This window comes from Cytobacillus spartinae, assembly GCF_042865285.1.
GTDB lineage: Bacteria > Bacillota > Bacilli > Bacillales > Cytobacillaceae > Robertmurraya_A > Robertmurraya_A spartinae.
Genome location: NZ_JBIACK010000005.1, coordinates 64369 through 89590, shown reverse-complemented (window position 1 = coordinate 89590; position 25222 = coordinate 64369). Strand labels below are relative to the sequence as shown.

General features: G+C 36.5%; 24 protein-coding genes and 1 pseudogene. 9 read left to right on the top strand and 16 right to left on the bottom strand.

Translation table 11 applies throughout. The features are described from left to right. Positions 1 to 72 precede the first annotated feature (72 nt). The 3 genes from ACFYKX_RS12300 (at position 73) to ACFYKX_RS12290 (ending at position 2140) form a co-directional block, all read left to right on the top strand. Positions 73 to 915 carry an HAD family hydrolase gene (locus tag ACFYKX_RS12300; RefSeq protein ID WP_389361344.1) on the top strand — a complete coding sequence of 281 codons (843 nt, stop codon included), beginning with the start codon at positions 73 to 75 and terminating at the stop codon, positions 913 to 915. A gap of 268 nt (positions 916 to 1183) precedes the next feature. Next, positions 1184 to 1387 carry a hypothetical protein gene (locus tag ACFYKX_RS12295; protein ID WP_389361343.1) on the top strand — a complete coding sequence of 68 codons (204 nt, stop codon included), beginning with the start codon at positions 1184 to 1186 and terminating at the stop codon, positions 1385 to 1387. A gap of 27 nt (positions 1388 to 1414) precedes the next feature. Beyond that, positions 1415 to 2140 carry a nuclease-related domain-containing protein gene (locus ACFYKX_RS12290; protein WP_389361515.1) on the top strand — a complete coding sequence of 242 codons (726 nt, stop codon included), beginning with the start codon at positions 1415 to 1417 and terminating at the stop codon, positions 2138 to 2140. Between the two features lie 69 nt (positions 2141 to 2209). Here the strand turns inward: ACFYKX_RS12290 and ACFYKX_RS12285 are convergent, their stop codons facing one another. The 3 genes from ACFYKX_RS12285 to ACFYKX_RS12275 all read right to left on the bottom strand — a co-directional run bounded on the left by ACFYKX_RS12285 (position 2210) and on the right by ACFYKX_RS12275 (position 6065). After that, positions 2210 to 2971, bottom strand: a complete 762-nt coding sequence (locus ACFYKX_RS12285) for a class I SAM-dependent methyltransferase (protein ID WP_389361342.1) — start codon at positions 2969 to 2971, stop codon at positions 2210 to 2212. 168 nt (positions 2972 to 3139) lie between these two features. Beyond that, positions 3140 to 5266: a DNA helicase RecQ gene (gene recQ / locus ACFYKX_RS12280; RefSeq protein ID WP_389361341.1), complete on the bottom strand. Its 2127-nt coding sequence runs from the start codon at positions 5264 to 5266 to the stop codon at positions 3140 to 3142. 4 nt (positions 5267 to 5270) lie between these two features. After that, complete coding sequence (locus tag ACFYKX_RS12275) at positions 5271 to 6065, bottom strand: HAD family hydrolase (protein WP_389361340.1); 795 nt, start codon at positions 6063 to 6065, stop codon at positions 5271 to 5273. Positions 6066 to 6437: 372 nt separating this feature from the next. Here ACFYKX_RS12275 and ACFYKX_RS12270 point away from each other — a divergent pair, with 372 nt between their 5' ends. Then, the gene (locus tag ACFYKX_RS12270; protein ID WP_389361339.1) at positions 6438 to 7667 is read left to right on the top strand and encodes an MFS transporter; all 1230 of its coding nucleotides are present in this window, start codon (positions 6438 to 6440) and stop codon (positions 7665 to 7667) included. Positions 7668 to 7683: 16 nt separating this feature from the next. Then, positions 7684 to 8640, top strand: coding sequence for a D-2-hydroxyacid dehydrogenase (locus ACFYKX_RS12265; protein WP_389361338.1), 957 nt, complete (start codon positions 7684 to 7686; stop codon positions 8638 to 8640). A 37-nt stretch (positions 8641 to 8677) separates the two neighbouring features. On the opposite strand, the pseudogene ACFYKX_RS12260 reads toward ACFYKX_RS12265, so the two are convergent. The 9 genes and pseudogenes from ACFYKX_RS12260 to ACFYKX_RS12220 form a co-directional block, all read right to left on the bottom strand. Beyond that, positions 8678 to 9606, bottom strand: a pseudogene (locus ACFYKX_RS12260) (aldo/keto reductase). A 92-nt stretch (positions 9607 to 9698) separates the two neighbouring features. Beyond that, positions 9699 to 10421, bottom strand: a complete 723-nt coding sequence (locus tag ACFYKX_RS12255; RefSeq protein ID WP_389361337.1) for an amino acid ABC transporter ATP-binding protein — start codon at positions 10419 to 10421, stop codon at positions 9699 to 9701. Beyond that, on the bottom strand, positions 10418 to 11074 hold the full coding sequence (locus ACFYKX_RS12250) for an amino acid ABC transporter permease (protein ID WP_389361335.1): 657 nt from the start codon (positions 11072 to 11074) through the stop codon (positions 10418 to 10420). The genes ACFYKX_RS12255 and ACFYKX_RS12250 overlap by 4 nt, the downstream gene beginning before the upstream one ends. A 108-nt stretch (positions 11075 to 11182) precedes the next feature. Continuing rightward, positions 11183 to 11989, bottom strand: coding sequence for a basic amino acid ABC transporter substrate-binding protein (locus tag ACFYKX_RS12245; protein WP_389361333.1), 807 nt, complete (start codon positions 11987 to 11989; stop codon positions 11183 to 11185). A 339-nt stretch (positions 11990 to 12328) separates the two neighbouring features. Beyond that, positions 12329 to 12559 carry an excisionase family DNA-binding protein gene (locus ACFYKX_RS12240; RefSeq protein ID WP_389361331.1) on the bottom strand — a complete coding sequence of 77 codons (231 nt, stop codon included), beginning with the start codon at positions 12557 to 12559 and terminating at the stop codon, positions 12329 to 12331. Between the two features lie 32 nt (positions 12560 to 12591). Then, entirely contained in the window at positions 12592 to 13215 is a 624-nt protein-coding gene (locus tag ACFYKX_RS12235) for a TetR/AcrR family transcriptional regulator (RefSeq protein WP_389361329.1), read from the bottom strand. 40 nt (positions 13216 to 13255) lie between these two features. Beyond that, positions 13256 to 14290, bottom strand: coding sequence for an alpha/beta fold hydrolase (locus tag ACFYKX_RS12230; RefSeq protein WP_389361327.1), 1035 nt, complete (start codon positions 14288 to 14290; stop codon positions 13256 to 13258). Between the two features lie 18 nt (positions 14291 to 14308). Next, positions 14309 to 15319, bottom strand: a complete 1011-nt coding sequence (locus ACFYKX_RS12225; protein ID WP_389361325.1) for a serine hydrolase domain-containing protein — start codon at positions 15317 to 15319, stop codon at positions 14309 to 14311. 260 nt (positions 15320 to 15579) lie between these two features. Next, positions 15580 to 16629 carry an NAD(P)/FAD-dependent oxidoreductase gene (locus ACFYKX_RS12220; protein WP_389361323.1) on the bottom strand — a complete coding sequence of 350 codons (1050 nt, stop codon included), beginning with the start codon at positions 16627 to 16629 and terminating at the stop codon, positions 15580 to 15582. A gap of 236 nt (positions 16630 to 16865) precedes the next feature. Here ACFYKX_RS12220 and ACFYKX_RS12215 point away from each other — a divergent pair, with 236 nt between their 5' ends. The 3 genes from ACFYKX_RS12215 to ACFYKX_RS12205 all read left to right on the top strand — a co-directional run bounded on the left by ACFYKX_RS12215 (position 16866) and on the right by ACFYKX_RS12205 (position 19966). Further along, a complete protein-coding gene (locus ACFYKX_RS12215; RefSeq protein ID WP_389361321.1) occupies positions 16866 to 18197 on the top strand; it encodes a UDP-glucose dehydrogenase family protein in 1332 nt (443 codons plus the stop codon). A gap of 17 nt (positions 18198 to 18214) precedes the next feature. Further along, positions 18215 to 18739, top strand: coding sequence for a phosphatase PAP2 family protein (locus ACFYKX_RS12210; RefSeq protein WP_389361319.1), 525 nt, complete (start codon positions 18215 to 18217; stop codon positions 18737 to 18739). A gap of 84 nt (positions 18740 to 18823) precedes the next feature. After that, positions 18824 to 19966, top strand: a complete 1143-nt coding sequence (locus ACFYKX_RS12205) for a glycosyltransferase family 4 protein (protein ID WP_389361318.1) — start codon at positions 18824 to 18826, stop codon at positions 19964 to 19966. Positions 19967 to 19981: 15 nt separating this feature from the next. Here the strand turns inward: ACFYKX_RS12205 and ACFYKX_RS12200 are convergent, their stop codons facing one another. Continuing rightward, a complete protein-coding gene (locus tag ACFYKX_RS12200; protein WP_389361316.1) occupies positions 19982 to 21082 on the bottom strand; it encodes a threonine aldolase family protein in 1101 nt (366 codons plus the stop codon). A gap of 14 nt (positions 21083 to 21096) precedes the next feature. Further along, positions 21097 to 21696, bottom strand: a complete 600-nt coding sequence (locus ACFYKX_RS12195; RefSeq protein WP_389361314.1) for a methyltransferase — start codon at positions 21694 to 21696, stop codon at positions 21097 to 21099. A gap of 101 nt (positions 21697 to 21797) precedes the next feature. Between ACFYKX_RS12195 and ACFYKX_RS12190 the strand changes: the two genes are divergently transcribed. Continuing rightward, the gene (locus ACFYKX_RS12190) at positions 21798 to 22652 is read left to right on the top strand and encodes a phosphotransferase family protein (RefSeq protein ID WP_389361312.1); all 855 of its coding nucleotides are present in this window, start codon (positions 21798 to 21800) and stop codon (positions 22650 to 22652) included. 162 nt (positions 22653 to 22814) lie between these two features. On the opposite strand, the gene nagE is transcribed toward ACFYKX_RS12190, so the two are convergent. Continuing rightward, a complete protein-coding gene (gene nagE, locus ACFYKX_RS12185) occupies positions 22815 to 24257 on the bottom strand; it encodes an N-acetylglucosamine-specific PTS transporter subunit IIBC (RefSeq protein ID WP_389361310.1) in 1443 nt (480 codons plus the stop codon). A 127-nt stretch (positions 24258 to 24384) separates the two neighbouring features. Continuing rightward, complete coding sequence (locus ACFYKX_RS12180) at positions 24385 to 25203, bottom strand: PRD domain-containing protein (RefSeq protein ID WP_389361308.1); 819 nt, start codon at positions 25201 to 25203, stop codon at positions 24385 to 24387. Positions 25204 to 25222: the final 19 nt, after the last annotated feature.

Here is a 25222-nt window from a genome sequence, read left to right as displayed (position 1 = left end):
ATCTAGTACAGTTATCTTTTAAATAATGATATGATAGGTGCTATGTTGTTTTGGATATGGAGGTTGGTATATATGGATTTGTCTCATGTAAAAGTAATTGTTTTTGATTTGGACGGTACTTTGTATGAGGACACTCATCACTTTAACTATTATGCAGATCGTTTAAAAGAGAAGCTGCCTACTGATAAGGCTATGCTATTTGAACAAGATTATGTTGACGCTTCTCATAATCATCACACATTACGAATCGGCAGAGTCTATGATGTTGAAAAGGACCTAATTTTAGTTCAATTAGATGGGGTTGTTCAAGAGGTTTTTAAATGGGATGGTCGTGCGCTTTCTAAGGTAGAAATTGAGGAGCTTTACCCTCAAGAAATTGTTTTTGATTTTGAAAAGATCTTGAATATCGGTGATCCTTGGTGGATTCCTGTATCGATTGCACGCCATTATGGACTAAGCGCTGAACAAGCTTATTATTCGTTTATGGAAACTAGAAAGTATATGATGGGACCCGAATTTGAGATGGAAATCATCACCGACTTTAAAGAAACACTTGAAAAAGTCGGAACGGTTAGGAAACTCGTCTTATTAACAAACAGTCCTGAACCCGATAGTTCTGCGATTATTAAGAAGCTTGGATTTAGCGAAGTATTTGATTTGAAGATTTTTGATGGGAAGAAACCGGTCGAGACGCTGGCTCAGTTTGAGAAAATCAAAGATCACTTCGGAGTACGTTACGATGAGATTCTCAGCATCGGAGACAATTGGATCAATGAAATACGTCTCGCACAAAGTATGGGCTGTTCCACGATTTTTATAGATCCTTATCAATTAGGAAATGTGTCCTCCGCAGATCTCGTTGTGAGGAGTATTAAGGATGTTATCCCGATTTTGGGCAAGTCAGTTCCGGTATAGGGACTGGCTTTTTGTTCTCTTCTCGGTACATAGAGCTCATTTGTGACATCGATGTGACAACTAAACGTATATTGCTTCAGTTTGTAAATATCTACTTAATTTCTGCAAATATGTTCTTAAACTTTGCAAAAAAAAGAGCAAAACGTGCAAATATCTCTGTTCTCCTACTAAGATAGCAATATGATTTCTAAAAATCGTCTTAAGAATAAAGGAATAATCGTGATACCTACAGAAAATTAATATATCTATACGAAGGAGTGATGTAATTTTGATTGTAAAAGAGAGAAAAGTGCCCATTAAAGTTGAGGTAAATAAAGCATTACTAAGGCGACTAGCTTCTACCCACCCTAAAAGAAAGAAAATTGAAACAGACTTAGGAAAGAATTTAGCTGGCTACAACGGTGAGCAATCACTAGATTATCATTTGAGCTTTCTCCCAAATGACGAATTCTTCATTTTACATGATCTTTGATTAAAAAATGGTGAATACTTTTTTCAGATTGATACCCTTATCCTATCCCCTTACTTCCTTCTAATATTAGAAATCAAAAACATTTCAGGCACGGTATTATTTGATAACTATTTCCAGCAGATGTTACGCACCATAAATGGAATAGAAGAAGGGTTTCCTGATCCCTTACTACAAGCAAAGAGACAGAAAATCCAATTGGCCCATTGGTTAACAAATCAACATTTTGCGGATATCCCTATTGAATATTTAATCGTTTTTAGTAATCCCTCTACCATTCTAAAGACTAATCCGAATAATAAAGTCCCTCTTCAAAGAGTATGTCACGCAGCCCATTTGACTGAAAAAATAGAGCACTTTTCCAACTTGTATAGAGAAGAGAAATTTTCGCAGAAGACCTTAAAAAAATTTACGCGAACGCTTTTAAAGAACCACACCGTAGCTGCCCCAAACACTTATGAGGTGTCCAGTTCCGATATCATATCAGGAGTTGAATGTCCCACATGTAACTATATTCCAATGAGTTATTATAGAGGCAATTGGCTCTGCCCTTTATGTAAAACGAAGTCAAATACCGCTCAACACCAAGCTGTCTTGGACTACTTTTTACTAATAGAACCCACTATAACTAATCAACAGTTACGTAAGTTCATCAACCTCCCTTCCCCTTTTATCTGTTCAAGGATACTCAGTTCTATGAAGCTGAAATATAGCGGCAACGGAAAAGGAAGAGTGTATCACTCTCCCTACAAGTAAAACCAACTGATCCCTTTATCCACCAAAATGATGAAAGGAGTCTTCCTCTTAAGAGAAAGACTCCTTTCATCACTTTGCAACTGCTTTAATCATAAACCGATGCTGTTTCACATCGAAATAGCCTTTTGTTTGAATCATTTGGTGTATTTTATATAGTTTCCCAAGATAGCGGTCCACATCAAAATCAGGGACTTGCCAGGGGATTGCATTTAAGTAATAGACTAACGCACCAATGTCGTAGAACCTTTGAACAGGAAATTCCTCTTTTTCCAAAGTAATGTTAAAATCATGTTGTTTAAGTTCATTTACAGCCCAATCTAACTTCCAATGAGCAAACTCTTGATTGCTTGGAGCACCAAGTTGCTCGTTGATCTCAACACAATCTAATCCCCCTACCTGTTGGGTGATAAAGATGCCTTCCCTCGTTAAAAGTCTTCTTACTTCACTAGGAGAATACGCCTCGTGTCGATTGATGATTAAATCAAATTGCCCAGTATCGAATGGAAGTTTGTTATCTTCTTCGATTTCAATGACTTTTACCCCTAGTGGTTCAAGCCTTTTCCTAGCAATTGGAACATTAGGTTTGTATGCTTCCGTAGCACAGATAGAGTTCGTAAATGGTGCAAGCTTACTTATAAATTCTCCACCACCTGTTCCCATATCCAACACCGATTGGGCCTTACTTACATGAGGAATGACAATACTCCCGTAGGACCAAGTTAACAACTGCTCCTGAATGCGCCCGGTTCCGGTTACATAAGAAAAATCCCATCCCGTAAAAGACTGTTCAGCCGCTTTTATATAATTTAAAAAATCTTTATCATCTAACATACTATTTCCCTCCTATTTTTTTATCTAAAAAGAAATCTCTATAAGGAGGTCCACGTATGCGTTTTTATATTTCATGCTCTAAAGTTCTCATTGCTTTCTAGACTCCATTTTTTCCTATTATTATACTATATTATAAAAAAAACACCCAACTTCTGGATGTTGGGTGGTCTAAACAGTTCTTTGCCGGTAAATATGCAGAAAGGCCTTAATCATAAAATAGGTAACCTCATCTGGTAGAGTTTCTTTAATTGGTTTAAGTTTTTCCATTCCGACTTGCTCAACGGCTTCTTCAAGTAAAGTTCTGTACTCACTAGGAATTACAGAAGTTAAGTCAATTGGAAGGTCATCTTGAGCACAAGTTATAAGGTGATTTTCGATTGTTGTTAATGATAGCTCTCTCTTTTTAGAGATTTCCTTTAATGTCAGCCCCTGATTAAACAATTCAAACGTAATTAAGTGCGAATCCTTTTCCTTTTTAACAACCTTTTTCTCAACAGCAGTTTCTGCTAAGATCGGTTGACGTTCTGGATTTTCATCAAGAAACTCCATTATGGTTTTAATAAACATCTCACCGTATTGGTTAAGTTTCCTTTCCCCTACCCCATTTACATTTAAAAACTCGTCTTTGGTCAGAGGTAATTTTGCACACATGTCTTTAAGCGTTGTATCCGAGAAAATAACGAAAGGAGGTACCTTCTCTTTTTCAGCTACGATTTTTCTTAACGCTCTTAGCTCCTCAAATAATGGGTCATTGTTTGAAACAACCTTAACTTGGGCTACTTCTTTTCTATAAATCTCTTCTTTTCCTAGCAATAAATCCTTTCCATTGGCACTTACATATAAGGTTGGGAAGTTACCGTGCTGTACCCCAATGAGTTCATGTGAGATTAAAAACTCGATAAAGTCTGATATTTCCTTTGCACTCTTGTCTTTCATAATTCCGTAAGTCGGTAGTCGATGGAAGCCAAACTCAATCATTTTTTTATTTTTTGACCCCGTTAATACTTGAGCAACAGCTGTCTTCCCAAAGCGTTGACCCATTCGTATAATACAGGATAGCACCATTTGGGCTTCCTTCGTCACATCTATACTAGAACGAGTGTCTGTGCAATTCCCACAGCGACCACACGGCGTTACCTCTTGTTCACCGAAATATTCAAGAATGGCCCCTTGTAAACAGCTTTCTGTATGACAGTAATCCACCATAAGCTGAAGCTTTTCCAGTTCAAACGCAATCCTCGTTTCATCAATCGATTGATTAATTAAAAAGCGTTGAACTTGTACATCCTGAGGCGAATATAGCACCAAACACTCACTTTGTAATCCATCTCGACCCGCACGACCAGCTTCTTGATAATAGCTTTCCATATTTTTAGGTAGCTGGAAGTGGACAACGTATCTTATATTGGACTTGTCGATCCCCATTCCAAATGCGGATGTAGCAATCATGACACTCGTTTTATCTAGTAAGAACTTGTCCTGCTCTTCCATTCGGTCAGTGTCACTCATACCGGCATGATAGCGACCAACACTTACATTTTCTTTTTGAAAAAGTTCATACAGTTGATCAACCGTTTTCCTTGTCGCAGCATATATAATGCCTGATTCTTTACTGTTATTTTTAATGTAATCCTTTAAATATCTTAGTCGATCCTGACCTTTCACGACTGAGAAAGACAAATTTTCTCGTTCGAAGCCAGTCATTACTGTGTTGTCTCCATTAATGCCTAGGGTTCGGCATATATCTGCTCTGACTTGAGGTGTAGCTGTTGCTGTTAAAGCAAGGACGACAGGTTGATAAGGAAGATTTTTTATCATTCTTTGAATTTGAAGATAACTTGGTCTGAAATCATGTCCCCATTGTGAAATACAATGAGCCTCGTCAATTGCGACAAGCGGAATCTGCATTTCTTTTAAATCTTCTACAAAGTCCCTCGATTCTAACCGTTCAGGTGCAACATATAACAGCTTGTAGATTCCGTTCTTCGCATCACTTATTCTTGCATTTGCTTCACTAGTAGATATAGAACTATTAATATAGGTGGCTGGTATACCTGCTTGTAATAGCGCATCCACTTGATCTTTCATTAAAGAAATAAGTGGAGAAACTACAATCGTAACGCCATCAAATACTAGAGCCGGGATTTGATAACAAATTGATTTCCCACCGCCAGTTGGCATGACACATAGAGAGCTTTCTTCGTTTAATACGGCGCTTATCGCTTGTGCTTGTCCCGTTCTAAACTCGGAATAGCCAAAATAGGATTGCAAATACTGCTGTGCTTTTTCAAACAAACGATCAACTCCTCTTATTCAAGGAATCTATTATAGGAAACAATTCCTCTAAATGTTTAATTTCATAGGTAGGTATAACTTCATTTCTTTCTTTATTATGACGGTTAATCCAAACAGACTTGATGCCAACACGGGAGGCTCCTAGAATATCTGTCATTAAATTATCCCCGACCATTAGGACTTCGTCTTTGTGTAATGCTAGTTGATTAAGTGCATGTTCAAAAATAGATGGGTCTGGTTTTCCTATTCCAAATGCACCTGAAATAAGGATGTGATCAAAGTACGGAACAAGTTCAGGTGTAATGTCTAATTTTGTATTTTGCAAGTCGGGTGACCCATTTGTGAGAAGTAAAAGCTTATACTTCCCCTTTAATGCATCAAGCACCTTAAACGTTTCTTCATATACAAACGGAAGATTGCGACGTTCTTGCGGGAACCTTTCTGCTAGCTCGTGACCAAATTCAAGATCATCTATCCCGGCCGCCTTTAACCCTCTTGTCCAAGCTTCTTTTCTATATAATGGTACGATATCTTTCATTTTTCGGAAGTTGTCATCATCATCTAAGAAGTTTCCCCATAGACCTTCAAACGGATTAATTCCGATCAGCTGTGTAAATGGATAGGTTTCATAAGAGGAATAGAGTTCAGTCGCTTCCTTCCGAACAGCTTCTTCAAGTAAATCAGGATTAACTCCGTACTTTTCCTTTGCAGCTAAACAGGTTGCCACAAAGGCTTCCTTCACGCTCTTTTGATCCCAAAGCAATGTATCATCAAGGTCAAAAAAGATTGCATTAATCATGAAATCATTCCTCTTTTCGTATATTTATATTTATCATACAGGTTACAAGGAAAAGGAAGATAAGTAAATAAGATTAGAAAAATTCATTCTATCGTTTGTTACTACGTTTTAGGGGCTTCGTTTCTCTGCTTTTTATTTAATCAATCGTTTGATTAACAAGGCTTTTAGTTAAGAGCCACTTGTCTTTTTAAGGGTTTAATCAATCGTTTGATTAAGAAAAATTAATCCTATCTACAATGGTTTCTTTTAGCCAAATTCATCAAAGAAACAAACAAATTAGTTAAAAAGTGTTTAAATTTTCACAAAAGTTCAATATACTTATATTTAGGGAGACGAAATAATCCACATTAGAAAGAAGTGTTTGCATTCAAAATGGACCAACACCAAAACGCTAAACGTAACTTAAGAATCATGTGGTTTGCGAATTTCTTTATTGCAGGTAGCATGACAATGGTATTACCCTTTATATCGCTTTATATAGAATCACTTGGAGATTTTTCCGATAAGTATGTACAATACTGGTCTGGTCTAACATTTGGAGTTACCTTCGTAACGGCTTTTCTATTCTCACCTATTTGGGGACGGGTTGGGGATCGCTTTGGTAGAAAAAGAATCCTCATTTTCTCTGCATTCGGGATGGGTGTATCCATCTTTTTGTTAGGATTTGTAGATTCTGTACTGGAGCTTTTCCTTTTAAGAATGTTTATGGGAATCTTCGCAGGCTTTATCTCGATGTCTCAAGCCTTTATCTCCACCCAAACACCTCAAGAAATTGCAGGACGCGTTCTAGGCACACTTCAAACAGGAAGTATTACCGGAACTTTAATCGGGCCCTTACTCGGAGGGGTCTTAGCTGACTCTCTTGGGTATTCGAGCACATTCCAGTGGACTTCCATTGCGATCTTTATTTCAGCATTTTTAGTGATCCTTACGAAAGAGTACAAAATAAAGGATAAAAAAGGAACGAAAACGAACTATTCTAGACGTGAAGTCATAAAGCATATCGCAACAAATCCCGTTCTTTTAACCGTCATGATTATCTCCATTTTTATTCAAATTGCTCACTTTAGTATTCAACCGATTTTATCGTTGTACGTAAGTGATCTACACGGCGAAGAGAACCTAGCATTCTATTCAGGAATTGCTTTTTCGGCTGCAGGGGTTGGGAATCTTTTAATGGCAAGGCAATGGGGAAAAATTGCGGATAAAATTGGATATACTAAAATTCTCGTTATTCTCCTAATCATTGCAGCCGTTGTGTACCTCCCTGGCGGCTTTGTTACAAACTTTTGGCAGTTAGTCATTATCCGGTTTATTTTAGGAGTAGCAATTGGAGGAATCATTCCTGTTAGGGTTGCCTATATTCGTCAAGAAGCACCGATTGCTATTCAAGGTGAAGTTCTTGGCTATAATACAAGTCTTCGCTTCTTAGGGAATGTCGTTGGCCCAGTTATGGGAGGAATCATTGCAGGTTCATTTGGGTTTTCAGCAGTTTTTGTTATTACAAGTGGTTTACTGCTAATTAGTGGACTTGTCCTACTCTCAGCTATGCAACGCCACTCTAAAGCTGTCCAGCATTCTATCGAAAGAAAACAAGCTTAAATGGAGGATATTTAAGATGAAAAAATTAATCATTACACATGACCTTGATCAAAATTATCATAAACAAATAAAAGACATCGTTCCACAGTGGGAAGTTTTTATTGGAAAAGAAAGCTCGGTTTGGCAGGAACACTTAAAGGAAGCAGAAATTGTAGCGGGCTGGAAAAAAGGAATTGAAGAAGAGATTTTACAAGAAGATTCCAAGCTCAAATGGCTTCAAGTATGGAGTGCCGGTGTCAATAGTTTACCATTAGATCGGTTACAGTCCAATGAAGTATTTGTGACAAGTGCCAATGGGGTTCATGCTTACCCTATTTCGGAGACAATTTTGGGACTAATGCTTGCATTAACTCGAAAAATTCATACCTATGTAAGAAATCAATCTTCAAAGACATGGCATCATTCAAACCTGTCCCTTGAAATGCACGAAAAAACTATCGGGATTATTGGGGTCGGTGCTATCGGAAAAGAAACCGCAAAGATTGCCAAAGCATTTGGAATGACAGTCTTAGGAGTACGGCAGTCTGGTGCTCCAGAGGAATTTGTGGACGAAATGTATACTCAAGATCAGCTAGATGTGATTTTACCTAAATGTGATTACGTGGTTGTTACGCTGCCTCTAACTAGTGAAACCAATGGAATGTTTGGCAAAAAACAGTTTGAGCTAATGAAGTCATCTTCATTTTTTATTAATATTGGACGCGGGGAGATTGTGAGTGAAGAAGATCTCGTAGAGGCGCTACAAAATAGCCAAATTGCAGGTGCTGGGTTAGATGTGTTTGTAAAGGAGCCTTTGCAAGAGGATAGCCCGCTATGGGATTTAGAAAATGTGATTATCACCCCTCATACTTCCGGTTCAACAGAGCATTACAACAAGAGAGTCATTGAAGAGATATTTATCCCTAATTTAAAAGATTACGTCTCGGGAAAAGAGCCTTCAATCAATTTATTAGATTATAAAAAAGGTTATTAATCGTAAGCCCCCTTTTCAGTGAAGGGGGCTTTTATTGTTACCAGCCTTGTGGATGTTCGTTGCTTACTATATATCTAAGCTTGCTGCATTGGCATTCGATTCAACCTGTTCTACATTTTTACAGCCAGGAATTACACATGTTACAGCAGGATGTTGCAAGCACCAAGCCAATGCCCACTGGGCCATATTCACTCCCTCAGGTACCTCATTTTCTTTAATTTCTTCTACGAGTTTGAGTTTCCTTGCAATATCAAATTCATCATGTTTTTTACGAACATCCTTTTCTCCAAAAACAACACCAGGCTTATACTTTCCGCTTAAGAACCCACTCGCTAAAGGTACTCTTGCTAATACACCAAGATTTTGACGTTCACAAGATGGGAAAACATGCTCTTCTGGGGTTCGGTCCAGTCTGTTATATAAAACTTGTACGACTTCAGCATTTACATCCGATGCTGCTTCCGCTTGAACACGGGGATCAATATTCTGATGTATAGAGATTCCTAAGTGACGGACTTTACCAGCCTGAACCTGTTTATCTAACGCGGTCCATAAATCATCATTCTTAAATACTTCATTTTTCCCAGAGTGAAATTGATATATATCAACATAGTCTGTTTTTAGTGTCTTTAAAGAATAATCTAATTGTCTTATTACCTCTTCTGCAGACCAATGTTCCGTTCTGCTTTCGGTTTCCTTGTGAAACTGATGACCGAACTTAGTAGCAACAACCCAATCTTCACGGTTGTCACTTTGAAGATAATTTCCAATCAATTCCTCAGATAAATGATCGCCATAACACTCAGCTGTATCTATGAAATTAATACCTAATTCCTTCGCCCTCGATAATATGGCATCTACCTCTTGTTGAGTAAAATCCTTCCCCCACTCTCCTCCAAACTGCCATGTTCCAACACCAATGACAGATACGTTCAGATTGGTTTTTCCTAGTTTTCGGTATTTCATGGTTAGCCTCCGTTATAAACAATATTTATACTTAGTTTTCCTATCAAATAAAAAAGCAAACCCCAAAAATATAATCGGGTTTGCTCTCTGTATTATAGTACTTTACTTAAAAACGCTTTTGTTCGCTCATGTTGTGGATTTTCAAATATTTCTTGTGGAACATTTTCTTCTACAATAAAGCCTCCGTCCATAAAGATAACTCGATCGCCTACTTCACGAGCAAATCCCATCTCATGTGTGACGACGACCATCGTCATTCCCTCTTTGGCAAGCTGCTTCATTACTTCTAGTACCTCACCGACCATCTCAGGGTCTAAAGCAGATGTAGGTTCATCGAAAAGCATGATTTTTGGTTCCATTGCTAATGCTCTTGCGATTGCAACACGTTGCTTTTGTCCACCAGATAGAGAATCTGGATATACATTAGCCTTTTCTTCTAGCCCAACTTTTCTTAAAAGTTTTAAGGCGGTCTCTTTTGCCTTTTCAACTGATTCTTTCTTTACTTTTAACGGAGACAACATGATATTTTCGAGAACGGTTTTATGCGGAAATAGATTAAATTGCTGAAACACCATTCCTACTTCTTCTCTAATCTTATTGATATTTGTCTTTTTATCCGTGACATCTTTTCCTTCAATATAGACATGGCCGTCCGTAATCGTTTCCAACAGATTGATACATCGTAGGAAAGTAGATTTCCCTGAACCAGATGGCCCGATGACTACTACTACTTCTTGAGGAGCAATGTTCACATTTATATCTTTTAGTACTTCATTGTCTCCAAACGACTTCTTTAACTTCTCTACTTTTATCATTCTGTCGCTAACCTCTTTTCTAAACGATCTAATAAAAAGCTAAGTGAAAGAGTTAAAACAAAGTAAATAAGAGCGGCCGTTAAATAAGGTTCCCAAACTTTGTAGTATTGTCCTTGGAATGCTCGTCCCCAATACATAATTTCCGGAACAGCAATCAACGAAACTAGTGAGGATTCTTTTAAAAGTACAATAAATTCATTGCCTAGTGGTGGAATCATTCTCTTAAATGCTTGTGGCAAAATAACGTACCTCATGGCTTGGACGTGATTCATTCCCAATGAACGTGCAGCTTCCATCTGTCCTTTGTCAATCGATTGGATACCTGCTCTAAAGATTTCAGCTATATATGCTGCAGCATTTAGTGATAAGGCGATGATCGCAGCAGCAATTCCATTTGTTGTTCCAAGGAATGCAGGAACTACCCCAAAGTGAATAATATAGATTTGAACAAAGAAAGGAGTTCCTCTAAAAAATGCTATATATGCAACAAACGGAAAGGCAAGAACCTTTCTTCTCATCATTTTTCCTAAGCCAATTAAAAGTCCTAAAATCGTACCAATTAAAATACCCGCAATCGATAGTCCGATTGTTATTAATGTTCCCCTTATGAAATAAGGAGAATAGTCCATAATTAAATCAAAACGAAAATCCATATACAAACCTCTCTCTCTTAAAGGTTCTTTTTTATAAAAAGTAATATTTTGAAATAAAAATTGCGTAACACTATTATATGTTACGCAATTAGGTGCAATTTATTGCTCTTATTGCTGTGCTTTTAAGTTCTCTACGTCTGGATCTGAACCGAACCACTCTTTATAAATTTCTGCGTATTTTCCACTTTCAAATACTTTGTTAATTGCTGCATCGAATTCAGCCTTTAGCTCGCTGCCTTTAGGGAACATAAGACCATAGTATTCAGATTCAAAAGCGTCTGTATCTTCAACAACTACTAGCTTTTCATTCGGATTATTTTTCGCATATTCTTCAACAACTGTATTATCAGCTACCACAGCATCTGCTCCACCGCTTAGAAGCTCCATAATTGCTAAGTTGTTGTTTTCAAACTTCTTAATATTAGAGCTGTTTGTTCCTAGTAAACCTTCTACTGCTTCTTGACCAGTAGTACCATTTTGAACTGCAACTACTTTGTCAGTTAAGTCAGCTGCACCTTTAATATCACTATTTTCAGGAACTAAGATTTTGTTCGTTGATAAAAAGTAAGGCACTGAGAAATCATATGTTTGTTTTCTATCATCATTGATTGTGATAGCTGAAATCGCTACATCTGCAATTTCATCTTCAATTTCCACGAATAATGGATCCCAACCAGTATTCACAATATTAAGCTCATAGCCAGCTTCTTCTGCGACAGCATTGATAAAATCAATATCAAACCCTACAATTTTATCGCCTTCTAAGTATTCAAATGGTGCATAAGCTGCATCCGTAACCACTTTAAGCGTTTTCTTTCCCTCACCGTTAGCATCGTCACCATTACCGCTAGTTCCGCAAGCTGCTAGAATTAAGCTGAAAATTAGGACAAAAGATAATAACGAAAATTTCTTCATTTGTTCTCCCCCTATTAATTATTATTACTATAATAGTATTGAATTATCTGTTAATTTAGACATTTTACATTATATCGTGGTTTGGATTTTTATGCAACAACAAAATCCTTTATCACACTACTTTGCTAATATAATAAAATATGGAAATTCATTATTTTTAAAAAACTAAATTTCTCATAAAATAGGCTAATCATCATATTTATATGTTCCTATTTTTAAAAGTATTCACCCAATAGATTCTCTATTTTTATAAAAAAAGAGCTAACTGTTGAACAACTAGTTAACTCTTCTAAAAATTCTTCATGCATGATACATACAAATAAGGAGATTCAGAATCCTTTAATCTTCATCCTTAATATCTTTATCTTCAGGAATAGGTTCATTAAGGATCTCCTCTACTAACGCTTTGTATTTCTCCATCTGTTTTAAATGGGTATTAAATTGTTCTTTGTTAATTAAATACTGTTCCCCGTCAAAGATAGTACGTATTTGTTTCTGACTAATTAATTTTTCTACAGTTGATTCTGGTAGTTCTAAAAACTCGGCTGTTTCTTTTACAGTTAGATACATTTCATCATCTCTTCCTTAAACCATTGCATGGGTTATAACTTTACTGTGCTAATAAAAAAATGGATATGATCCTTCATTTTTCTTTCTATATCACTTGTATCTTTTTGATCAAAACGAAGCATATTATATTCTGCTAGCATGGAGAACATGGGATATTGGTATTCTGATGCAAGCAGGTTTGGGGTCATTTTTTTTATTTTACCTAATGCGATAAGTTTTTCAAAAACGATTTCTAAGAAATCTAATGTTGATTTTATAATATCATATAAGAAAATTTCTCTCGCCATAGGATCCCGATATTGTTCAATAAAAAGGATTCGCCAAAACTTTTCATTTTTAGGTTGATTAATATGTTCCTTAAAGTTCTGAAACCCTCGCTCAAAAAATCCTTCGAGTGTAGATGAAGCTAAAATATCATCTAGCACGGTTATTGGAGGAAGTGTCTTCGCAAACTCTTGTCTAAACAGGTTGAAAATGGTTTCTAGAATTTCATCTTTGTTTTGAAAGTGATTATATAAAGAACTCTCTTTTATTCCAACCTCTCTGGTGATTTCTCTTACAGACACCCCCATATACCCCTTTTGAGAAAATAGATCTAGTGCTACATCTAAGATTTTATCTTTAGTAGAAATTTTTGATTTATCTGTTTGTTTCAAGGTTTACTCTCCTTCTTTCATTCCATCTAATCTCTAAGAGTTAGACAATCTTATATTCTAGTTGACTATGGTTGGGTAAAACTTGAAGAATCATTAGCTCATTAAACTTATCTTTTTCTTCAAATAAGGCATAATGACCCGACTCTTCAAAAATATACAATTCCTTAAAAGGAGCTTTTACGTACTTAAAATAGTCTTCGATTTCTTCCAAAGCTACTATACGGTCATGTCTCCCAGCAACTATATAGATTGGGACTTTTACTTCTGGAACCAGCTCAAAGAAATTTAAAGAAGTAAGTTCATTCCACATATTAGTGGCAGTAAAGCTTAGCCCTTTCATAAATGTCAATTTTTCTTTCATTGTAAGGTGAGAACTCAGGAGATATTGCATATTCACCAAATTGGCATTCATTTTATACGTTACACCATTAAATTTAGTTAGCCATGTACGCTGTGTAACCATATCATTAATATCCTTGTAGACTCCATTTTCAGGAAATCCAATTCTCTTCAAATCTTCTATCGCTTTTTTATGATTTTTCTTTACGGCTGTTTCAAATGTAAACTGGTATGATTTTATTTCTTCTTGCATACGGTTGACAGGTTGATTGACTCCAATGAATGCTTCTACGACTTCAGGGTATTTTTTGATAAATAATAACCCTAAAGCAGCTCCAACCGATTGCCCCATTAAGAATACTTTCTTCTGATTAAATTTTTTGGCGATGTATTGTACGACCTCATATGCATCAGAAAGAAGTTGTTCAATATTCATTGTAGCAGAAGAAATTGCTGGATTATAGGATGTTCCTGATCCTCGTTGGTCCCAGTTCACCACAATAAAATGCTCTTCTAACTCACTATTAAATTTTCGTTGGGCTCCCGTTTGAGAGCAACCTGGACCACCATGGAGAAAGAATAAAATGGGTAGGTTATTGCTTTTTCCTCTCATCGTTATTCCTTGCTCCACTCCACCGACTGTTATTTTTTCAATGCGAGAAACACTATTCGGCACTATTTTTCCATTATGGTCTTTAAAAGCAGGCATATACCCACCTATAATACGTTTGATCATTTTTTAAATCCCCTACAATCAGATGATTTTTTGATAGAATTGAAGCTTATCTTCAAACACAATCGAAGCTATTTCCCTATTAATTAATGTTCCACCTAAATCCTTGATGGATAGTTTTGAGTAGGATGTTAAGTGGTTGCTTAACACAATAATGGTAATATCCTCATCAATATATCTTTCCAAGTGGGACGTATACCCTCCAGGATGTGATCCACCGTGACAAATACTTTTTCGTTCAAATAAATTCTTTATTACCCAACCAGTTCCCATCGTCACAAATCTCCCAGTGTATGATGGTTCTTCCATAAGTTGTCGAGTCTCTTTGCTTACCAGTAAACCTTGCTTAAACGCTCGATCAAAACGAAGTGCATCTTCTACTGTAGAAACTACTTCCCCACAAGCAAAAAGGAGCGTCGGACTTAGATGAAATCCTCTCTTATGATTAATATAATTCGTGGCAACTCCATCTAACCCATCACGTATAAAACCAGTATTCATCATACCCGCTGGTTCTAACACATGTTCTCTTACGTACTGTTCGTATTTCATTCCTGTAATTGCTTCAATTATCATTCCTAGCATTAAATAATTCGTATTGCTGTAGCTAGACTTTTTGCCTGGTGTAAATTTTACTTTTTCCTGTTCCACTACTTCCATAATTTGTTGTGGCGTAAAGTCTTGGTCCCACTTTATTTTCTTCCTTAGGAATAAATAATTTTCAATTCCAGATGTATGATTTAACAAGTGATGGATGGTTATACTGGTTCCTGTGTAATGAGGGAAGAATGTTTCGATTGGATCACTTAATTTTAAATGCCCCTTTTCCATTAGCTGCATAATACAAACGGCTGTAAAAGGTTTTCCCAGCATGGATCCCACGCAATACTTGGTCTGAGTATCATTCTTTACTCCGTTTTCCTTATCAGCCCAACCAAACGCTTCTTGGTACTCAATTTTCCCTTCTCGTGAGACTAACACTGCCCCAGAAAATCCTGGCCGCCCGTTTAAATAATCTTGAATGGCTTTCATCTTTAAAACTCCTCATATGTGATTTTTATTTCAAAAGATCTTTGTATGCTTTAGTTCAGTTTGAATATATACTAACGTTCGTTAGTTATTTTATAATAGATATATTTTACAATCAATACTTTTTTTACCTAATTTTAGAAAAATTTTTATTCATGCTTATTACGCTCTAAACCTTACGTAAATTAGGTACTTTTCACAAAGCATTTATTCAAAAAAATGACAGTTGGATGATCTTCTCCAACTGTCATTTTAATATCCTATTACTTCATCATTTGTTTGACTAACTCTCTATTTCGCTTTTTAAATACTTCATTATGAGAAGATACCATTGCAACCTTATTCGCATCAGGCTTAATAAATTGCTTTGCTTTGTTTACTGCGTTTGCAGCATCCTGGAATGCACCTGAGATGAGGTTTAACTTCCCATCGTGCTTCAAAATATCTCCAGCAGCATATAATCCTGGAACCGAAGACTCACTATTGGCATTTCCATGTATGTAAAAATTATCTGCCATAGCAATGTCTAATTCACTATTATTTAACAGTGAAGTGTCAATTTCATATCCATGATTAATAATGACTTCGTCTATTTGAATATATGAAATCTCCCCTGTTTCATGATTGGTTAACTCGATGCGCTCAATCTCCTCTTGATTCTTACTCGCAATCAGCTTTGTAATAGAAGAATTCAATATACAAACAGCAGAGCTGTTCATTAGCTGCGTTACTTGTGCTTCATGTCCAGTTAATGCTTCTTTTCTGTATGTTAAATATACCTTCTTGGCAATAGGCTCTAATTCATTTGCCCAATCAATAGCCGTGTTTCCCCCACCAGAGATAATTACAGTCCTATCTTTAAACCTTTTTAGAGATTTGACGGTATAATTTAAATTAGAAATCTCAAATCTCTCTGCACCTTCGATTTCTAACTTTTGAGGGTTAAGGATACCGCTCCCGACCGCTACTATTACCGTTTTCGAAAGATGTCTTTGTCCTGACGATCCTGTCAAAACAAAATACCCTTCCTCGTTTCTTGCAATTGATTCTACTTTTTCGTTTAGAACAACAGTTGGATCAAATGTTAATCCTTGTTGTACAAGCTGTTCGATTAATTTTGCTCCTGGAGTGGGTGTGAGCCCTCCAACGTCCCAAATCATTTTTTCCGGATACACATGGATTTTCCCACCTAATTGTGGTTGATACTCAATTAGCTTAGTTTTCATTTCTCTAAGTCCACTATAAAATGCTGAATATAATCCAGCAGGTCCTCCACCAATGATTGTTACATCAAAAAGTTCTTGCTGTTCCACTTTCCGTTCACTCCTTGTTAACTAAATAAAATTGATTATCATTCTCATTTAAATATAACCCCTTTTGTCTATTTTTACAACACCATTGTTATCTAACGGGGTTGCTCTCAATATGAACAGATTCATAAATCTCTTAATAGGCCCTAACAATTATTTACATTACTTTTACATTCGCAAAAGTTAGGCTTAAGATACGTTTGCTAAACTGGAATTAACATTAATTCTGGAGGGATAGAATGAGGATTGCAGTTGCAGGATCAGGATATGTTGGACTGGTGACAGGAGTTTGTCTAGCTGAATTAGGGTATCAAGTAATATGTATTGACGTTAACGCAGATAAAATAAAGATGCTTCAATCTGGTCGTTCTCCCATTTATGAACCCGGCTTAGAGCCCCTTTTACAAAGAAACGTAATAAGTGAAAGGCTTCATTTTACAACAAATCCAGAATATGCATATACAAATGCTGATATTATTTTTATTGCTGTAGGAACACCTGAACTTAAAGATGGAGCAACAAATCTTAAATATGTTGAAGCCGTTTCTAAAACGATTGCTGAATTCATAAAAGATGATGTAATTGTCTGTACAAAGAGTACTGTTCCTGTAGGTACAAACGACAAAATTAAAGAGATCATTAACAACCTTAAGCCCCAAGAACTCCATGTTGAAGTAGTTTCTAATCCCGAATTTCTTCGAGAAGGTTCAGCCCTCATCGATTTCTTTCATGGAGACAGAATTGTCATCGGATCAAATAACCATCAAGCAGCTACTCTTATTGAACAGATCTATCTACCTTTAAATATTCCCATTATGAAAACAGACATAAAGAGTGCCGAAATGATTAAGTATGCATCTAATGCATTCTTAGCAACAAAAATTAGTTTTATTAATGAAATTGCTACCCTTTGTGAAAGAGTAGGAGCCAATATTGAAGAAGTTGCAAACGGAATTGGTAAAGATCATCGTATAGGACCGTACTTTTTACAAGCAGGTATTGGTTATGGTGGTTCGTGTTTTCCAAAAGATACGAAAGCACTTGTTCAGCTTGCCGGAAATGTTCAGCATCCTTTTGAGCTTCTAAAGGCAGTTATTGAAGTGAATAAACTTCAGCAATCCATACCGGTTGTTAAAGCGAAACAACTATTAGGTTCGTTAAAAGGAAAAAGTGTCGCAGTACTCGGTTTAGCTTTTAAACCCAACACCGATGATATTCGTGAAGCAGCCTCTCTAGTTATCATTCAAGAATTATTAGCCGAAGGAGCCGAGATTGCTGCATATGATCCGGTTGCTGTTCCAAATGCAGCGAGAGTTCTAGAAAAAGGGGTAACGTTCACTAAAAACATTAAAAGTGCCCTATATGGAGCAGACATTGCTATTATTGCTACAGAATGGGAAGAAATTAAGAGCTTACCTTTAGACGTGTACAGCACCTATATGAATACCCCTATTATTGTTGACGGCAGAAATTGCTATTCCCTTGAAGATGTTAGAGATCATCCGATTACCTATGTGTCAGTTGGAAGACCAGCCATAATAAAAGAGCAATCAAAAATTTTAATTCATTAATTTAAAGGAGCGAAATAATGAGAGTATTGCTTACTATCTATGATTTCGAATGCCGGCTATTTCAACTGGTGAATAACCATTTTGAGAATAAACATCTTAATTTATTATTTAGAAACATCACTCACATGGGTGGAGCTACATTTACCATTTTAACCGTTTTATCTCTTATTATTTTTTCATCAAATGATGCTAGAATAGTAGCTCTTGCATGTGCCCTTTCTTTATCTATTAGCCATTTACCCGTTTTTTTGATTAAAAAGTTCTATCCAAGAAAAAGACCGTATTTAGCTCTGAAGAGTGTGAGATTTCCATCTAACCCATTAAGGGATCATTCTTTCCCTTCAGGTCACACAACAGCCATTTTTTCCATCTTAATTCCGTATATCCTTTATTTACCTTCCCTTTCACTCGTACTAATCCCAATTGGGTTACTTGTCGGGATATCTAGAGTCTACCTAGGACTACATTACCCATCAGATGTCATGGCTGGTGGACTACTTGGATCTATGGTTGGGGGAGTGTGTTTTACGTTATTAATGTGATTTTAAACAAACCACTTGTTAACTTCGAAGAATACTCTTACGAAACTAACCATTAGAAGATAGAGAACTTTGAGGGGGATTAGGATGAAAATTGCATTTTTCACAGATACGTATGACCCGGATATAAATGGTGTAGCAAGAACTCTGAAAAGGTTTACTGATTATTTAAAAAATCAGGATATCTCATTTAAGGTGTTTGCACCTAAAACGGATTCGAGTGACTATGTGACCAATCATATTCATCGCTTTAATAGCCTTTCGTTTTTCTTATATCCGGAATGCCGTTTGGCATTTCCAAACCTCCCACAAATTAAGTCAGAATTAGAGGATTTTGCTCCAGATTTAATACATGTGGCAACACCTTTTAATATAGGTCTATGTGGGGTCTATTTTGCAAAAAAGTTGAACATCCCACTAGTGGGCTCTTATCATACTGATTTTGATCATTACTTACAATTCTATAATCTTAAATTTCTATCAAACATATTATGGGGCTATATGAATTGGTTTCACAAGCCATTTAAAAAGGTTTTTGTGCCATCTATGGATACCTTAGAGACTCTGAAACGCCATGGTTTTACCAATCTAGAAATTTGGGGAAGAGGCGTTGATTGCGAGCTATACCACCCATACTATGATAAGTTAAAAGTTTTTAAAGAATATGGAGTTCGAAAAAAGTATCTTCTAACCTATGTAGGGAGGCTAGCTCCTGAGAAGGATGTTCATACTCTCCTTTCTATTGCGAAGTCTCTTCCTCCTGAAATAAACGAACAAATTCAATGGTTAATCGTAGGTGATGGTCCCTCCCGTGAAGAACTTGAAAAGGAAGCCCCAAACAACATGATTTTCACGGGGTATTTAAGTGGTAATTCTTTAGCTGAAGTTTATTCGACATCTGATTTGTTTGTATTCCCTTCCCCTACAGAAACATTTGGAAATGTAGTACTAGAATCTTTGGCAAGCGGTACACCAGTTATCGGTGCTAATTCCGGCGGAGTAAAAAATATCGTTCAAATTGGAAAGACTGGTTACTTATGCACGCCCGGTGATACCCAAGAATTTAGAGACAGGATCCTTCACCTTTTAGCTAATGATTCTAAAAGAAAGCAAATGAGCCTAGAAGGTAGAAACTATGCTTTATCTCAAAAGTGGGATCGAATATTTGATGATTTACTTTGGCAGTACTCTAGTGTAATGGAGGAACCAAAGCAACAAAAATTCGCATAGAAATAGAGGTTAGCCTTATTGGCTAACCTCTTCCTTCATCTTCTCACTTAACTTTTGAAATGCTATTTTAAGATTTTCTTTTGGAATAGTAGCATACCGATCTCCTATACTTACTTCATAATAACAGGATTCCTCACCGGTTTCTCGAACATAATGGGTAAAACCTATTCCAGTTTCTTCATAAATTTTAACTAATATTGACTCTATCGTCTCTTTTGATAACTGAAAATGAACATGAAACATGTTTGAAACAGGCTCTAACGGTAGAGTAGATACTCCTTCACACTCATTAAACAAAGTTGCGAGTTCTTTTGATCCCTCATAGTATTCAGCCATGTTTTGAGACCGCTTATTAAAATAGTAATCGGCACTAACTATGTAAGGATATAGACTAATCAGATCTCCACCGTGTCGTTTTTTCCAAACTCTTGATTCCTCTGTAAAGTCTCTTTCTCCAGCAAGGATCGCTCCGGCAACTCCGCCGATCCCCTTATAAAAAGAAACATAAACACTATCAAATAGGCTGCAAATTTCTGCCGCCGTTTTTTGATAATATGGAGTAATTTCGTAAAGCCTTGCACCATCTAAATGCAGCTTTATTCCTTTTTCTCGGCAATAAACAGAGATCGCTTCAAGTGTTTCATAACTTGGTAGTTGACCACCAATTTCTCGTTGGGGTAGCTCTAACAATATACAGGACACATCCTCGGTCATTCCCACTATATCTTCTAATTCTATAACCCTATTCTTATCTGCTAGCAAAATAGGTTCGATGTTATGCAATTCCTTTATCCCATCTTCTTCATGAATCTCTAAGTGACACAATGGGTGGTATGCTACTTTCTTTAATTCCTTTCTGTCACACCAAATTCTTAATGCAATTTGCTGTGCCATTGTTCCACTTGGAAAAAACACAGCAGATTCTTTTCCTAAGAAAGCTGCCATCTTGCTTTGAAATTCTTCAATAAGGTTTCCAGTTCCGTACATATCACTTTCCTGTTCCCCATCCATATGTTCAAAAGCCTCTTTTAACACTTGTAAATTTCTATTTCCATGGCCAACTAACTGATACTTAGTTTGTTTAAACGCTTCTAATAAAGGAATATTCGTACTCATTGGAAAGTCCCCTTTCAATATTTAGATCTATAAATCAAGAAACGCTCATTTTGATCGCGTTTATTTAGAGATATCTCTTCGAATAACTCAAATGGTGTCTGATATTCTAGGAAGTAAATATAATCTTCTGACGGGTAATATAGAATGAGGTCAACCTCTCTTGGCGAATTCTCCATAGAAATTAGAATATTTTTAACGACACTCATAAATATTGGGATTGAAAATGGGTTAAAGAAGTAAAACCGATTATCCAGGTTATCGACCTTATAATCCTGTGCTAAGCAACAAAAGAAGTTAATTTTACTAGCAATATCTTTATGTATTTTGAGATACTCACTCCTGTTTTTTATTGCTTTTTCAAAGAAAATCTCATTCATTTCAATTCCTGTAACAGTTGCTTGAAATCGATGATGAAGAAAAAAATTTAATCTTCCTTTCCCACATCCAAAATCCACAAGATGATCCGACTTTTTCAGTTGGTAATTATTAAATAGCTGCTCTAGAGCAGAATAGGGTGTTACCTCATAACGATGGTAATGAAGAGAATCGTTAAATCCAGCCTGTTCTCCTGTTGTTTGGATATTTAGTAATTTATCATAGTATTGCTCTCTCATCTCATTACTCCTAATAAGAATTACATAAGTTTATATATAATATTAAAGATTCATATATACTTAATAAAGTAAGAACTAACGAATATTGGGAGGAACTTTTCTTGATTGAACAAGCACTCCAATTATTAAAAAATCAATATGGTGAGTTTACACCTATCCGTTTAACTGGTGGTTATACAAATGAAACATTTTTATTAAAAGGGACAGCCCCTTCTCTTGTAGCTAAAGTATCTAGCTTGTACAACCAAGATGTCCAGAATGAAATACATTGCTTGAACCTCACAAAGGAAACAGGTATAACACCAAAGGTTCATAAATTCATTCAGACAAAGTCATCGCAAGTAACCATTATGGAGTATCTTGATGGAATAAATGGCCAGTCCATTATTGATCGTAACGATATAGAGGGAACAAAGAAATTATACAAAAGTTTGGGAAGAACACTTGCTAAGAGCATTCACTCACAACCATATCAGCCTAACACTAATAGAATCAAGGAGTGTAACTTAAACAAGTTAAGCTTAGATTTAGACTTTGTACCCGAGCACTTAAGAAAAGATTCTAAAAAGCTCTTACAAGGAATTAACGATTTGCAAGAGAATTGGGTTCTAACACATGGTGATTATGGAGTCCACAATGTTTTATATTCTGAACATCTGCTAACCGTCTTAGATTGGGAATGGTCTGAATGGGCGAATCCTCTTACTGACATAGGTTGGGTATGTTGGTTTACCAAGCTTCACTATCCAAAACTAGCTAGTTCTTTAAATTCTTTGTTTTTAAATGAATACTTAACACACCGCCCTGTTCATCTTTCTCCAGATGTATTAAAAGCCTACTGTGTATATAAAGTTTGGAAGGTTTTACATCGCGTTATGAAAGCCCCTGTTGAGGTTCAGAAGGAATGGGTTAGGCGTCTAGAATGGACACTCGAAACAGAGCTTTTAGATATCTAATTAGTATTCAGATGCGGGAAAAGCTCTAGTTGAGGATGCAACCGATTTAGCTGAATTTCTTCAAAGTCCTCCTATTATAACGATTACAGATTAACCTTTAAATTTAAACTTATTCTGAAATAGAAGAGACACTTGGAACCCAAGTGTCTCTTCTTACGTACATTATTTTCGTATTTTCTCTATTTCATCTGCAACAAACTGAACTTGTGTTCCAACAATTACTTGGATACTAGTTGGTCCCATTACTTTAATTCCAGGGACACCTGTTTCCTTAATCTTCTTTTGATCAACCGCATCCATATTCTTAACTTCTACTCGTAGACGTGTAACACAGTTGTCAACCGACGTTACATTAGCGTCTCCGCCTAAGCCTTCATAAATCTTGGCTGCCATTGTTGCAAAGCGATCCTTAGATGAAGTAATTGTACCAACTTCACCTTCCTCTGTATCTTCTTCACGACCTGGAGTCATTAAGTTTAGCTTCGTAATTAAGAAGCGGAACAAGAAATAGTAGATGACAGCAAAGATTAAACCTTGAACCAATAGCATGTAAGGTGAGTTAGCTAGTGGTAATCTTGAACTTAGAACAAAGTCGACTAATCCAGCGCTGAACCCGAATCCTGCAGTCCATTGGAATGTAGCCGCGATTGCTAATGAGATACCTGTTAAAGCTGCGTGAACTACATAAAGCATTGGTGCAACGAACATGAAAGCAAACTCTAGAGGTTCTGTTACCCCTGTAAAGAATGAAGCAAAACCAGCTGCTAACATTAGAGAAGCAACTTGCTTCTTTCTTTTTGTTTTAGCTGTATGATACATAGCTAAACCTGCTGCTGGTAAACCAAACATCATGATTGGGAAGAAACCAGCTTGATACATACCTGTAATACCTTTTTCTCCTTCACCAGACCAGAACTTACCAATATCATTGATTCCTGCTACATCAAACCAGAATACTGAGTTCAATGCATGGTGTAGACCAGTTGGAATTAATAATCTATTAAAGAATCCATATAACCCTGCACCTGCAGCGCCTAATTCACTAATTGCTGTTCCGAAAGAAACCAATCCTGTAAAGATAACTGGCCATACGAAGAATAAAATTCCTGAAACTACTAACATGGAAACTGCTGTCATGATTGGAACTAGTCGTTTTCCACTAAAGAAAGCTAATGCATCTGGTAGCTTCACATGACTAAATCGATTATACATGGATGCTGCAATTAACCCCGAAAGAATACCTACAAAAGCATTTCCGATTTTTCCGAAAGCCGCATCTACTTCAGCCACATCAATTCCTTGAAGCATCGCAACTGATCCAGAGGATAGTAGGGTCGTCGTTACAAGATAAGCCACTAAACCACTTAGTGCCGCCGATCCGTCTTTATCCTTTGCCATTCCGAGTGCAACACCCACTGCGAAAAGAATTGGGATATTGTCAATAATGGAAGCACCAGCTTTAATTAAAAATGCAGCAACCGGGCTTCCCGCACCCCATCCAGAAGGGTCAATCCAGTAACCAATCCCCATTAGTATTGCTGCTGCTGGTAATACCGCAACAGGTAGCATTAATGAGCGACCAATTTTTTGCAAGTATTTCATCATCTCGAATCACTCCTATCAAATGTTATAAATCTCAAAAACTATAAGTTTGAATATTCAGAATAATAAACGATAAAAAAGTTCTTACTTATAAAATATAATTTTGTAAATAAAATAATTATGGCATTTCCTACTGTTTTCTAAGTCTTTCAATATGAAGGGTAATATAGCCTAGCTCATGACTAGGTAAACTCACTCCATGTGCATCTAACAGTTCCTTAGCAACCTCAGTTGCACATCGATACGATAGAGAAAACTTCTTTTGAATCATCTCTAACATTTCGTCATCCATTGTGTGGTGCTCATAAGAATTCGTTCTTGTTAAAGCAAACCTTAAATGTGTAACAAGACGTTGGTAAGAAAGATCATCTTCTTTAACCTTGATTCCTAAAAACTCCATAATCATCTGAACCATATCTCTAACAATCGTGGTTTGTCTTACTGTTTCGCGGACATCACCTCCCTGAAGCTTCATTGTATGAATATGAAGGGCTATAAAAGCTGCTTCATCCACAGGCATTTCAACATCGCATTGCTTTTTAATATGCTCTACAGCCCATAACCCAACTTCATACTCCTTTCTATAAAGGATTTTAATTTCGTGTAACAGTTTATTTTTTAACTGTATACCATCTCTTTCTCTTTCAATCGCAAAAGAAAGGTGATCAGCTAGAACGATATGGATACGTTCATTAAGCTTAGTCCCTATATATTCTTCTGCATATGAAATGATTTCTTCCGATATAGTAAAATGTTCTTCCGGAATTCTGCTCAGCAGTTGTTCAAGCTTGTCATTTTCTTTCGTTACAAATAACTTTTCAATCTTGTGCGGATTAACGATATCATTTCGCTTTTTGTTAAAAGCAATTCCTGCACCAACTGCGATTTTTTCTTCTTCTCCATCCTTTACAACCACAGCATTATTATTTAGGATTTTCGTAATTTTCACCGGAAGACATCTCCTTGTT